Origin of the sequence: Phyllobacterium sp. SL163 (assembly GCF_049896885.1) — a bacterium.
GTDB lineage: Bacteria > Pseudomonadota > Alphaproteobacteria > Rhizobiales > Rhizobiaceae > Phyllobacterium > Phyllobacterium calauticae.
Window position 1 is genome coordinate 579,494 of sequence record NZ_JAFCVE010000001.1, and the last position, 13,083, is coordinate 592,576.

At 60.6% G+C, this 13,083-nt stretch carries 11 protein-coding genes; 6 read left to right on the plus strand and 5 right to left on the minus strand.

Annotated features, from left to right (window positions below):
* Positions 1-45: 45 nt before the first annotated feature.
* Positions 46-1,263 carry a precorrin-6y C5,15-methyltransferase (decarboxylating) subunit CbiE gene (cbiE, locus tag ACP7B1_RS02895; RefSeq protein ID WP_346305828.1) on the plus strand — a complete coding sequence of 406 codons (1,218 nt, stop codon included), beginning with the start codon at positions 46-48 and terminating at the stop codon, positions 1,261-1,263.
* Positions 1,264-1,443: 180 nt separating this feature from the next.
* The gene (locus ACP7B1_RS02900) at positions 1,444-2,493 is read left to right on the plus strand and encodes a DUF475 domain-containing protein (protein ID WP_346305827.1); all 1,050 of its coding nucleotides are present in this window, start codon (positions 1,444-1,446) and stop codon (positions 2,491-2,493) included.
* 70 nt (positions 2,494-2,563) lie between these two features.
* On the opposite strand, the gene ACP7B1_RS02905 is transcribed toward ACP7B1_RS02900, so the two are convergent.
* The 3 genes from ACP7B1_RS02905 to ACP7B1_RS02915 form a co-directional block, all read right to left on the minus strand.
* Positions 2,564-3,040, minus strand: coding sequence for an SRPBCC family protein (locus tag ACP7B1_RS02905; RefSeq protein ID WP_346305826.1), 477 nt, complete (start codon positions 3,038-3,040; stop codon positions 2,564-2,566).
* Between the two features lie 91 nt (positions 3,041-3,131).
* A complete protein-coding gene (locus tag ACP7B1_RS02910; RefSeq protein ID WP_346305825.1) occupies positions 3,132-4,373 on the minus strand; it encodes an RNA polymerase sigma factor in 1,242 nt (413 codons plus the stop codon).
* Positions 4,370-4,744: a YciI family protein gene (locus ACP7B1_RS02915; RefSeq protein WP_223613625.1), complete on the minus strand. Its 375-nt coding sequence runs from the start codon at positions 4,742-4,744 to the stop codon at positions 4,370-4,372. Before ACP7B1_RS02915 ends, ACP7B1_RS02910 begins: the two co-directional genes overlap by 4 nt.
* 209 nt (positions 4,745-4,953) lie before the next feature.
* Here ACP7B1_RS02915 and ACP7B1_RS02920 point away from each other — a divergent pair, with 209 nt between their 5' ends.
* Positions 4,954-5,838: a methyltransferase domain-containing protein gene (locus ACP7B1_RS02920; RefSeq protein ID WP_346305824.1), complete on the plus strand. Its 885-nt coding sequence runs from the start codon at positions 4,954-4,956 to the stop codon at positions 5,836-5,838.
* Between the two features lie 24 nt (positions 5,839-5,862).
* Here ACP7B1_RS02920 and ACP7B1_RS02925 read toward each other — a convergent pair whose 3' ends face one another.
* Positions 5,863-7,059, minus strand: coding sequence for an NAD(P)/FAD-dependent oxidoreductase (locus tag ACP7B1_RS02925; RefSeq protein ID WP_346305823.1), 1,197 nt, complete (start codon positions 7,057-7,059; stop codon positions 5,863-5,865).
* A 140-nt stretch (positions 7,060-7,199) separates the two neighbouring features.
* Here ACP7B1_RS02925 and ACP7B1_RS02930 point away from each other — a divergent pair, with 140 nt between their 5' ends.
* From ACP7B1_RS02930 to ACP7B1_RS02940, 3 genes are all read left to right on the plus strand, one after another.
* Entirely contained in the window at positions 7,200-8,330 is a 1,131-nt protein-coding gene (locus ACP7B1_RS02930; RefSeq protein ID WP_346305822.1) for a GNAT family N-acetyltransferase, read from the plus strand.
* Positions 8,331-8,681: 351 nt separating this feature from the next.
* Positions 8,682-9,680 (plus strand): glycosyltransferase, encoded by a 999-nt coding sequence (locus ACP7B1_RS02935; RefSeq protein ID WP_346305821.1) that lies wholly within the window; start codon positions 8,682-8,684, stop codon positions 9,678-9,680.
* Between the two features lie 33 nt (positions 9,681-9,713).
* Positions 9,714-11,885, plus strand: coding sequence for a glycoside hydrolase (locus ACP7B1_RS02940; RefSeq protein WP_426136430.1), 2,172 nt, complete (start codon positions 9,714-9,716; stop codon positions 11,883-11,885).
* Between the two features lie 2 nt (positions 11,886-11,887).
* On the opposite strand, the gene ACP7B1_RS02945 is transcribed toward ACP7B1_RS02940, so the two are convergent.
* Positions 11,888-12,961: a GNAT family N-acetyltransferase gene (locus ACP7B1_RS02945; protein WP_346305820.1), complete on the minus strand. Its 1,074-nt coding sequence runs from the start codon at positions 12,959-12,961 to the stop codon at positions 11,888-11,890.
* Positions 12,962-13,083 lie beyond the last annotated feature (122 nt).

Here is a 13,083-nt window from a genome sequence, read left to right on the forward strand (position 1 = left end):
GGCGCTTTCGGGCATGCATAGCCTCTGCAATCAACGGGACATGACATGACGCCTTGGCTGACAATTATCGGGATTGGTGAAGACGGCTATGGCGGACTGGGTGCCAATGCCCGCGCCGCGCTGGACCATGCCACCACGGTTTTCGGCGGCAGGCGGCATCTCGAATTCCTGCCGGAAACCCTTGCGGCAAAGCGGATCGCGTGGCCGACGCCCTTTTCCGATGTCTATCCCAGCCTGACGGCGTTGCACGGCACCCAAGTGGTGGTGCTTGCCAGCGGCGATCCCATGCATTTCGGCATGGGGGCAACGCTGACGCGCTTCGTTGACCGGAGTGAAATGCGCATTCTGCCCGCGCCGTCCTCCTTTTCCCTTGCGGCGGCGGCCATGGGCTGGCCGGTGCAGCACGTCCAATTGCTCAGCGTGCACGGGCGGCCCGTGGAAACGCTGTTCAGATCATTCACGCCGGGAGCTAAGCTGCTGATCCTCAGCAATGATGGCGGCACGCCGGCGCAGGTGGCGCAGATGCTGACGGCCAATGGCTTTGGTTCTGCCCGGCTTGCGGTGCTCGAACATATGGGCGGGGCGGCGGAACGCCGTGTCGAGGGATTGGCCGGGGAATGGCATCACCCTCGCGGTGCCGATCTCAATGTTCTCGCGGTGGATTGCGGACCGGCCGAACCGCAGGCGCGGTCCTATTCCATCCTTTCGGGCCTGCCTGACGAGGCCTATGAGAATGACGGCCAGCTGACCAAGCGGGATATCCGCGCTGTAACCCTGGCGCGGCTTGGGCCGCGTCCGGGAGAGCTTTTATGGGACGTCGGGGCTGGATGCGGCTCCATAGGCATCGAATGGATGCGGAGCGATCCCTCCTGCCGAACAATCGCCGTGGAAGCCAATGACGGGCGGCAAGGCGTCATCGAGCGCAATGCCCGGGCGCTGGGTGTTCCGAATCTGCAGCTCGTCCGCGGGGAAGCCCCGGCAGCACTTTCCGGTCTGGCCAGCCCGGACGCCATATTTATCGGCGGCGGCGTTACCGACAGCGGCGTGATGGAGGCCTGCTGGAACGCGCTGAAACCGGGCGGGCGGCTTGTGGCCAATGCCGTGACCCTGCAGAGCGAGGCGGCACTGATCGGCTGGCGCGGCAGGTTCGGCGGTGAGCTGACGAAACTTGCCGTTGCGCAGGCGCTGCCGCTCGGTTCCTTTGATGCGTGGCGCTCCGCCTTGCCCGTGGTGATCTATTCGGTCCGCAAACCCGCGGATTGACAGCCGGACCGGCGCCGCGACAGGATTGCGACAGGATTATGCAGTCTAAGGGGGGCGGGTGATTGCTATTGCGCGCGAATTCATATTCAACCGGTACACAAGTTCCGATCTCTCGGTCGTGACCGCCGTTTTGATTTCCGGCCCCGATAGCAATCTGGGAGACTCTAGCAGGAATTAAATATGGCAACTTACAAGTACTTCATCTGGCCGTTTCTGTTCACGGCGGTTGGACTGGCGCTCGGTGCGTGGATAGGGTTCGTCTATTCGGGAACGGTCGAAGGCACATTATCAGTCCTCTTCATCTGTGCGGTGCTGGGCATTCTTGAAATTTCGCTGTCCTTCGACAATGCGATTGTGAACGCCAGGATTCTCCGGGACATGACGCCGGTCTGGCAGCGCCGGTTTCTGACTTGGGGCATCATCATCGCCGTGTTCGGCATGCGGATCATCTTTCCGCTGGCGATTGTTGCAATCGCCGCCTGGATCGATCCGATTTCGGCGCTGAAGCTGGCCATCTCAAATCCGGAGCAATATGCGCGGATCATGCAGGACGCCCATGTCGGCATTTCCGCCTTTGGCGGTACGTTTCTCCTGATGGTCGGCCTCAAGTTCTTCTTCGACCATGAGAAAGACGTGCACTGGATCCGCGTCGTTGAAAGCCGCGCGTCCCGCTTTGCCTCGGTGCAGGGCATCGAGGTCGGCGTGGTTCTGGCATTGATCATCTTCTTTTCCAGGCAGCTCGACGGTGCGGAGTCGGTGACGTTCCTGACATCGGCCATTTACGGCCTGCTGACCTTCCTCGTTGTGGAGGGGCTTGGCGCGATTCTCGATGCCTCGCAGGAACAGATGGACACGGTTCACAAGGGCGGGCTTGGCGCGTTCCTGTATCTGGAAGTGCTCGATGCGAGTTTTTCGTTCGACGGTGTCATCGGGGCGTTCGCCCTGTCGACCAATCTGTTTGTCATTGCGATCGGTCTGGGCATCGGTGCGTTCTACGTGCGCGCGCTGACCATCATGATGGTGGAGAAGGAGACGCTCGGCCAGTACCGCTATCTCGAGCACGGGGCATTCTACGCGATCCTTGTGCTTGCGGTGATCATGTATTGCCAGACCTTGTTTCATATTCCCGAAGTGATCACCGGTGTCATCGGCGCGGCACTCATCATCTTCTCGCTCTGGTCGTCGATCCGCTACCGGCGCCGGCATCCGGATGAGGCGGAACACGCCTGATCCGCTTCAATGTCCCGATAAAAAGCCATCCGGGTTCCGGATGGCTTTTTTGCAGGTGAAATGAAGGGTTTTAGAGCCTGGCAGCAAGGGCTGCGAGCTGGTCGGTGCACAGACCCCAACCTGCATGAAAGCCCATTTTTTCGTGGGCTTCCCGGTCGGCCACCGTCCAGTGCCGGACCAGCGCGGTGTATTTCGTCTTGCCGCCACCGGCATCTTCCAGCGTGATGATGCCGGTCATGAACGGTTTCTCCGACGGCTTCCAGTCACTGGTATAGGCATCGGTGAAGACGAGCCGTTCGTTTTCGACGACTTCGAGATAGACGCCTTGATTGGGAAACTCGGTGCCATCGGGTCCGCGCATGACGATGACGCTGGTGCCGCCGGCGCGCACGTCAAGCTCGGCGTGCGGTGTGGTGTAGGGCAGCGGCGCGAACCACTGCTTGAGAAGATCGACCTCGGTCCAGGCCCGGAATATGTTTGCACGGGGCGCATCGATGATGCGGGTAATGACGAGGTCGCGGTCGGTGATTTCGCTGGTGGATGTCATGATGGTCTCCTGCGTGAATGGTTTCGTTGCAAGGACGAATGGCAATCGGCCAAGCCGACACGGTATCGGAATTTTCCGTATTTTTCCGCGATCAGTTCTGGCTGAGGCGGTCGAGATGCATGCGGATGTGGGCGGCTTCCGCCGGTGTATTGGCAAGGGCTATCGCACGGTCGAAGGCAATGCGCGCCTCCCGGCTGCGGCCAAGCTGCATCAGCAGCCCGCCCTTGACGCCGAAGAAGTGAAAATAGCCGGAAAGCCTGTCTTCCAGCGGCTCGATCAGCAGCAGCGCCGCTTCGGCACCGTGCACCTTGGCCACCGCTATGGAGCGATTCAGCGTGACAACGGGTGAAGGGCTTATCCGTTCGAGCGCGGCATAGAGCTGATCGATTTCCAGCCAGTCCGTATCCTGCGGCTGCCGGGCCCGCGCATGCAGGGCGGCAATGGCCGCCTGCACCTGATAGGCGCCCGGCTGCCGGTGGCGCATGGCCTTGTCGATCAGGGCAAGCCCTTCGGCGATCATCGTCTGGTTCCACAGGCTGCGGTCCTGATCGTCCAGCAGAACGACCGCGCCTTCCGCGTCGAATCGGGCCTTGGCGCGGGCGTGCTGCAGCAGCAGGAGGGCGGTCAGCCCCATGATCTCCGGTTCCGCCGGGAAAATGCGCAGGAGCAGGCGCGCCAGCCGGATCGCCTCGTCGCACAGTGGAAACCGCGCCGCCACTTCCGTGCTGCCTGCTGAATAGCCCTCGTTGAAGATCAGGTAGATCATTGCACTCACCGCCGAAAGCCGTTCTGCCCGCTCGAAGGCATCGGGTGTGTCGAACGGGATTTCGCCGGAGGAAATCCGCCCCTTGGCGCGGGTGATGCGCTGCTCCATGGCGCTTTCACCGACAAGAAACGCCCTGGCGATCTGGCGGACCGAAAGTCCCGACACGATGCGCAGTGCCAGCGCAATCTGCTGCGTGGCCGGAAGATCCGGATGACAGCAGATGAACAGCAGCCGGAGGATATCGTCGCGGTAGTCGGCGCTGTCGATCTTCTCGGCGATGGCCGATTCGGCATCTCCGAGGTCGGACAGCACGTCTTCGGGCGGCAGCGGCTGCTGCTTGGCCTGACGCCGTACGGTATCGATGGCGCTGTTGCGGCCGACGAAGATCAGCCACGCCGTGGGATCGCGCGGCGGGCCGTTCTTCGGCCAGTTTTTCAGCGCGCGCAGACAGGCCTCCTGGAAGGCTTCTTCCGCCGTGTCGAGATTGCGGAAATAGCGCAACAGGGCACCCACGGCCTGCGGGCGCGCGGCTGTCAGCGCGGCATCGATCCAGGCCGGGTCGATCATTGGGAACCCGATCCGGGTCTGAACAAGGCGATCGGGCGTATTTCGTAGGACCCCTGTCCGGGATTGGCCTGCGCCAGATCGCGGGCGATATCGAGCGCCTCGTCGAGCGATTCGCAGTCAACCACATAGAATCCGAGAAACTGTTCCTTGGTCTCGGCGAAGGGGCCGTCGATGACGAGGGGCTCGCCGCGGGATTTGCGCAGCGTTGTCGCGGCAGTCGTTGGCAGCAGCCGGGCGACCGGCCCCAGCTTGCCTGATTTGGCGAGCTTGTCCTGCACGACACCAAGCCGTTCCATGACGAGGTCGTCTTCCTCCTTGGACCACGAACCGACCACGTCCTCCATGTTGTAGCAAAGTATGGCGTAAAGCATCCCGTTACTCCTTCTTCCTCAAGACGAACCACTATCGCTGATCCCGACATGAGGTCGAGAAAAATTGCAAGCCTGCCTCGGCTCGCCTTGTGGAGTGACATTCGTTGGCAACCAGCGGTTGACGCTGGAAACGAAACTGCTCTCTAATGCCTGGCAGGCGAACACGCACAGCCAGCCGGCGGTTAAAGAATCAAGTGACGGGGTAATGAATGGGACACAGTATGCGCAATGCGGCCATGTACGGGATCGGCATTGTTTTCCTTGCGCTGGCCTGGGCAAAAAACAAGCTGCAGGGCTATACGACGCCCAATAAGGTCGACCGTTCCGACACCGATGGCCGCATCGACTATGTCTATGACACCGTCGCCTCGTGGAAGCGCTATCTGCCCGCCGGCTTCGATCTGGAGGGCAAGGACGTCCTTGAGCTGTGTCCGGGGTCGTCGCTCGGCACCGGTGCCATCCTGCTCGGCTATGGCGCCAAATCCTATCGTGCGGTCGATGTGTTCGAACTGGCCGGCACGGAGCCAGCCGCCTATTTTGCCAAACTTCTCGACCGGTTTCCGGAGCGCGAAGTCTATGCTCCCAGTATCGACCGGGCGAAACAACTGACCGAAGGCCCCGGTTCCGACCTGTTCAGCTATCGCGTCGGCCGGGATTTCGACATTCCACGGCTGGCGGACAACAGAAAGTTCGACCTGATCTTGAGCTGTGCCGCATTCGAGCATTATGACGACATCGAAGCGACGATTGCCAATATCTCCAAGGTTGCCCGCAGTGGCTGCATCGCCGAGCACATTGTCGATTATCAGACACACTCCCGCTGGATCCGCGAGCAGGATCCGAACAATATCTATCGATACTCGGAAGGGCTGTACCGGCTGTTTTCCTTTCCCGGACAGCCCAACAGGCGCCGCCCGCTGGACTATGTCAGGGCATTCGAAGCCAATGGCTGGAAAAATGTCCGCGTCATCAATGCCCGTGCAATCCCGCAGGAGCATCTGGCCCGTTCCGTTTCGGGAATGGCGCCGCCCTTCGATCGGCCTGATATGCAGATGGACATGCTGTCCGGCGTGGTCATTGCGGAATGGCCGTGAACGGAAATCCCGATACGCCGGGATTTATTTGGGTGCCGGTGACCGCAGCTGCTTGACGGTGGCGCGCACCACATAGCGCGCACGGCCCAGCGTGTTGCTGCGCAACCGCCGCAATTTCCAGCGCATGCCAAGGTCGGTTTTGATCTTCTTCGCGTCGAAACTCATCTTCATTGCCGAAGCGTCCCGGGCTGTCTTGACGGGGTCGGCGTAAAACTCATGGATTTTTGCCTTGGACATGCCCGCACTTTTGAACCAGCGCGGAATATATGTGTTGCACAACCGGTCCACATCGGTGAGGGCTTTTTCAATCCCCGTGCCGGTGATCGGGCAGACGACGCAGAAGGCGTCCCCGATGAGAACAACTCCATCCTGTTCGTGATTGTGCACCTTTACCAGGTCAATGGGGCGGGCAATGACCGGACCGGCAATGCTGATTTCGCCAAACACCCTTTCCAGACCCGGCATCACTGCGCGCAGACCCTGCGCGGGCTGATCCCGGAATGTGCGGGTCCATTCCTCCGACGATGTCCGATAAACGAAGAAGTTGGCGCGAATTTTATCGCCTATGGGAAAGAGCGTCAGGTAGGACACGCGGTCATTGAATTTTGCCCCGTTCCACACAAGGGACGGAAAGGGAAAATGCGATCGCGGCTGTACCAGATCGAAACCGCAGCACAGCGAATGCTGCGGGCTTATGATGTCCCTTTCGATCCCGAGCTTCTTGCGGATCGTATCGCCGAGCCCCGTGGCAACGATCAGGAGCCGTGCGGTGAATTTCCGGCCATCGGACAATGTCACGTGCTGCAGGTTTTCGCTGGTCGTAATGTCATCGACCCGGCCGACAATGGAATGCACGCCAGCAGGGATGGCACGGCGCACTGTATTGACCAGATCGGAATAATCGCCGCCATATTCGGGCGTCGTGGTTCGCTCGAACCGGCCGAATCGGTGGAGCCATACGCCGTCAAACGCGGTCACCTCGGCACGCACGACATTGCCAAGACCGATGCGCTCGAACAGCTCCATCTGGGTTTGCGCGACTTTCTCGGCGCGAAAGTCCGGTGGATGACGCTCGTGGCTGCTGATCAGGGTCACGCCGTAGCCCTGACGGAACAGCGCGATGGCGGCACTGGCTCCTGCCAGCCCGCCTCCGATGATCACCACATCGGTCTGGATGGGCTGTACCTCCGTCCCTTGAATTGCCAATTCCGGTTCAACCATGCATGCTCCGCAGACCTGTAGACAGCTCGATCAGTCAATGTGAAGCCGGATAATACAGCGTAAATAAGATGTATGTTAAACAATCGATTATGCTGGTTGTGGATAGAGTGTTCACGTATGCGTGTGTCGTGAAGGGGTGAGTGTTTGTGATTCCAGAATATGATATCCGGGTTTACAGCCATCCCGATCAGCTCTCGCCTCGATGGCCGGCGGCCGGTACGGCCACGGATGCAAGGCAGTATATTTTCCAGACGACCACATTCCTGCAGACGTGGCTGGCATCCTATGGCACCCGGCTGGGCAACCAGCTTTGTCTGGTCGAGGTCTGGGATCTCTCCGGTAATCCGCTGTGCTTTCTGCCGTTCAGCCTCTCGTCCCGGCATGGTGGGCGCGTCCTCACCTTCGTTGACGACGGCGTGGCGGATTACAACGCGCCGATCCTGTTTCCCAACGGCGATGAATGGACGCGGACATCCGCCCAACAGCTGTGGAACAAGATTGCGAAAGCCTTGCCGCCGTTCGACATGGCGATCTTCGACAAAATGCCGGAGCAAATCCGCGACCGCACGAATCCGCTGTTCCTGCTGGCTGAAGACTTGAACGGCGAGTCGTGCCACCTGACAAACCTCAAGCGCAGCTGGCCGGAGGTCGATCAGTCGCAGCCGGGGTCGAAGAACCTGCGGAACCGGCATCGGGCGCTGGAGCGGCTGGGCGAATGCCGGCTGCTGATTGCCGGGACGCCGGAAGAACGCGCCTTTGTTCTGGAGACGCTGCTTGCCCAGAAACAGCGCCGGTTTGAAGAAACGCAGGTGCCGGGTTTCGACAAGGAGCCGGAGAAGCAGAGCTTTTTCGAACTGGGAACCGACAATTTTGCCGCGGCGAATGCGCTGCACCTGTCCGCGCTCGTCGTAAACGGCCAGGTTATCGCGGCGATGTGGGGGCTGGTCGAAGGCAGGCACTATTACGGGCTGGTGTTCACGTTTGAATCCGGCGAATGGTCCAAATATTCTCCGGGGCGGGTGCTGCACTATCTGCTGCTGCGCCATTTGCTCGATAGCGGCTATGATTGCCTGGACCTCGGCATCGGCGACGAGCCATGGAAGCTGAACTGCTGCGACGTCACCATCGACCTGAAGAAGATGACGCTTGTCCGCACGGCGCGGGGACGGGTCATTGCTACGCGGTTGCGGGTGATGGAGAGGCTGCGTGCGACGCCCTTGTGGCAGAAACTCAGGCCGCTCAAGTGGAAAGTCTTACGCGCGTTGCGCTAGGGTCCAGACCCGTTAATATGATCGAAATGGCGTCTGAAACGGCAAAAAGATGCGAGGAGAGATGCGAAGGGCGGGGCCTTTCCCCCGGCCGAGCGGCTCGACACTGCAGCTTGCAGCCGTTTCGGCGTCCGGAGGATATGGTCTTTTCGCCCGGCTACAGCGTCGCAAAGGCTCGACAATGAAGCACATTGCCTTCGCCTTCGCTCCTTGTATCCGAACGAAAAGCCTCATACCATTTCGACCATATTAACGGGTCTGGACCCTAATGCCATAAGAGATACGATAGTGAATGCGCCATTGCGGGATGGCGGTGCATGTTAGCGGTTTCCAGACTGGGGCAGGACTTGATTGATGACCGTTTCGATTATCATGAAAACGCTGAACGAAGAAAAGCGCATCGCAGCGGCGATTGAAAGCGCGCTGGAGGCTTTGCCGGGCGGCACGGTCGAAGTCATCGTGGCCGATAGCGGTTCCACGGACCGGACGGTCGAAATCGCCATGCGCTATCCGGTGACCGTGGCGCAGATTGTCAATCCGGCCAAGCCAAGCTGCGGCATCGGCCCGCAATTGGGCTTCCAGTACAGTCATCACGATCTCGTCTGCCTCATGGATGGCGACATGCTGCTCGACAAGGATTTCCTCGCTGCGGCCATTGCGTTTCTCGAGGCCAATCCCCGGGTTGCCGGGGTGACGGGACATGTGGTGGAAATGAACGTCGACAATCTCGAATTCACCCGCCGGGTGCGCCGCGTGTCGCCGGAAAACCGGACGGGATCGATTGACCGCATGAATGGCGGCGGGCTTTACCGCCGTGCTGCCATCGCCGAGGCCGGCTATTTCTCCGACCGCAATCTGCACGGCTATGAGGAATTCGACCTGGGCGTGCGCCTGCGGTCGCTCGGATGGGAACTGCACCGGCTTGACCGCCGTTTCGTCGCGCATTTCGGCCACTCCATCAATGCCTACACGCTGCTGGTGCGGCGCTGGCGGTCGAAATATCTGCGGGGCGTCGGCGAATTGCTGCGCGCCGCGCTAGGCCGCCCCCATTGGAACAAGCTGGTGCACGAGCTGCCGGAACTTCGCCTTTGGGCCGGTGTCTATCTGTGGTGGCTGGCGATGATCGGGCTTCTGGTTTTCCTGCCCGACAAGAAGATGGCTCTATTGATCGATGCTGCTTTGATCGTTCTCGTCGTTGCCGCGATGAGCCTGAAACAGCGCAGCCTGTCGCTGGGCGTCTATGCCGTTGTCGCCTGGTGTTTCCACGCCGCCGCCCTGCCGCTCGGCTTTTTCCATCCCCGCCGCCAGCCCGATGACTGGATTGAGAGTAAGGTCGTCTCCAAGGACCACTAGGCTGCCCTCAAAGACACAGGAATGCACCGCATCATGTCCACGATGAGATTGGCCGCCTTCGCTCTCGGTTTCCTGCTCGTCGCGGGTGCGGCGAGGGCGGGCGATGTCTGGTCGCCGGTCCGGGAGGTGTCGCTCGAGCTGCAAAGCGGCAGTCCTCTCGATTTTTCCACGCTGTTGCCCAATCCGCCGATCAGCGAGCAGAGCCGGATCGTCATCAATGGAGACGGCCGGCTGGCCCGTGCGGATGCGCAGACGAGCCCCGTGCGTTTCCTGTGTGCGTCGCTGGGCTGGAGCCCGGCCTCCGGCGGCTTTCCCGACCATGACGGGGCTGACCGCTATGCCCGCCAACTGAAAATGCATGGCTACAACATCGCGCGTTTTCATTTTGTCGATGCCGCGCTGATGTTCGGCCGTACCGCCGATTTCGATTTCGATCCGGAAACCATGGACCGGTTCCGCTATCTGATGGCGGCGTTGAAGCGCAACGGCATTTACTGGATGATGGACGGTCTGAGTTCCACCCGCGGCGCCTATGGCGGATATGACGATCGCTGGAATCTCACCGGCGATATGAAGCTTGAGGTGCAGATCGATGAAAAGACTTTTCAGCACTGGCTGAAATTCCAGCAGCTGGTGCTGGCAACGGTCAATCCCTATACGGGAATCGCGCCGATCCGCGATCCGGCTCTGGTGGCGATCATCCCGTTCAACGAAAACAGCATCGAGTTTGACAGCATCCTGCATCAACGCGATGGCCAGCCGCAATATTCACGGCTTCTGCAACCTCCATTCAATGCCTGGTTGCAAAAACGCTATGCCTCCACTGCTGCGCTTTCCCGTGCATGGGGCGCGGTCGAGGCTGGCGAGCGGCTGGAGGACGCAACGGTCGGCCTGCCGACCAATCGTTATGAAAAGACGCCGCGCATGCGCGACCTGCAGGCCTTCTTCGTCGATGTGGAAACGCGTTCCGCCGAACGCATGACGGCAGCGCTGCGCGATCTCGGCTATCGGGGCGTGGTGGCGCCCTACAACAACTGGCCAAGTGTCCAGACAAGCCTGACGCGGGCTGGGCAGCAGGCGGTGTCGATGAACACTTATCAGGATTGGGTCGGGGGCTACGAGCCGGGCAGTTCGCTCGGTCAGAAGAGCTCGATCGCCGACGGCGCGGCTTACATGCGGATGATGGCGGCGGCGCGCTGGCTGAACCGCCCTTTTATCGTCACGGAATATGATCACCTCTTCTGGAGCCATTATCGTTACGAGGCCGGCATTGTCATGCCCGCCTACGCGGCATTGCAGAATTGGGATGTGCTGTGCCGCCATGGGCATGGGCCCATCGTGCTGGCCTATGGCGAGGATTTTGCCCATAAACGCCAGATGCTGCCCTATGCCATTGCGCTCGATCCGGTTGCGCGTGCGGGCGAAACGCTGGCGGCCCTGCTGTTCAGGCGCGGCGATGTGCAGGGCTCGCCGGTTTCCATCCCCTTCCGCATCCGGGGAATGGAGGATTTGACGCAGAACATGTATGAGCGGGAACCCGATGCATTGACGACGCTCGCCCTGCTTGCGGCAATCGGGTTGCAGAAGGATACGCCATCGGCACCAGCCCACGGTCTGGTAGCGGCATCGCCCCGCGACCCCGCGTCGGGTAGCAAACTCATCGCCGCCATGCGCGACAGCAGGCTGCTTGCGCCCGAAAACAGCACGGACGCCGGCAAGGGTATCTTTGAGAGCGACACGAACGAGATCAGCCTGGACCAGAACAAGCTGCGCATGACGGTGAAAACCGGGCGAACCGAAGCCATTGCCTTCGCCGACCTTGCCGATACGGTCACGCTTGCCAAGCTGACCGTCGGCAATGCCACGGGCAAGGGCCTGTTTGCCGTTTCAGCGCTGGATAACCGGCCGGTCGGCAGCAGCCGCCGCCTGCTGCTTATCTACGCGACCGATGCCCAGAACACCGCCATGCGCTTTTCGGATGGGGAAGAACGGGTCATCGCCGATTTCGGCCGCCTGCCCGCCCGCATCAAGGCGGGAAGCGTCGATTTCTCCCTGCCCGGGAAAGGACGCTGGACCGTCTCGCCGGTGGGGCTGGATGGCAGGGTGCGGCCGGCGATTGCCCGGGGAAGCGGCGCGGTTGCAACGCGGCTTTCCAACGATGGACCCGAGGGACCCACCACCTATTTCCTCATTGAACGGCAATAATTCTAGAAGAAGTCCGATACGAGCCGGCTCCACGATTCACCGGCCAGTCCGCCGATATACATGTCGTTGCGGTCGATGGCGTTGAGGACGCCGGCATAACGCGTGCTGACGCAGGTATGGGCGCGATGCTTGTAATACATTGCCCTTTGCCGGGATAAAGCGTCGAGTTGCCGGGGCTGCACGTGACCGCGGGCCGCCACAAGCCCTGCCTGTTCCAGATGATACATCATCCGGTTGATCACGAGCGCATCCTTGCCCTTCTGGGAAAATATGTTCATCACCTGGGCAATCATTCCGGGGCGTCCGAAATAGACAAAACAGCCGATCAGCTCGGCGTTCTGATCCCAGACCGAGCGGATGTTCAGATCTCCCAGGCTTGCATTCAGTCTGGCGACATCCAGAATCCAGTTCAGCTCCGGCCCCGACCAGACAGGACGGACCGGATAATCGGAGAGAAAGTCCTGGACGGTTGCCACGAACAGTTCCGGCGCCATGTCCTCGTCATGCATTCCCGCGCCCGGCTCGACATGCAGCCCCGGTATCATCCGTCTGATGATATGGTCGACCGGTCGTGCTAATGGCAGCCGGGCGGCATGGCGGCCAAGGGTTGACCGGCTGGCCGCCGACCGGGCAAAAAAACCGGCCGGCCGGAAAACCCGGCACCAGTCCAGCCCATGGACCGGCAGCAGGGCGGCGCGTGCCGCCTTGAACGCCCCGGCACTGGCGGGGGAGGCGCTGTCGGTGAAACAGAGATCCTGATTGCGCGGCCGCATGGTCAGCGCGAGTTCAGCCGCGCCGTGGCAGGGCATGTCGGGGTCCGTCATGAAAGCGCAGAGAAGACGCGCCGTTATGATCGCGCCGTCGACCATGTATTGCATCGGCACGGCCGAAACGACGCTGCTTATGTGCCCTGCCGATGTCTCGTGAACGATGCTGCCATATTGCTGCTGGTAGATCGGGCTGCCGAAAAACAGCTGTTCGAAATAATCGTTGAAGGCGTTGCTTGAATTGCTGGCCCGGTTGCGGAACGTTTTATAGAATAGGCGTCCGACCTGAGGAATATCGTCCACAGTCATCGGACGTATCTGTCTTCCCCGCTTCATCTCCATCCCCATGCAGACGTATATCCCGACTAACAGTCTGCACTATCTCGATGTTCGAAGCATATAGTCAATGCAACCAATGCGCGATTCTTCAA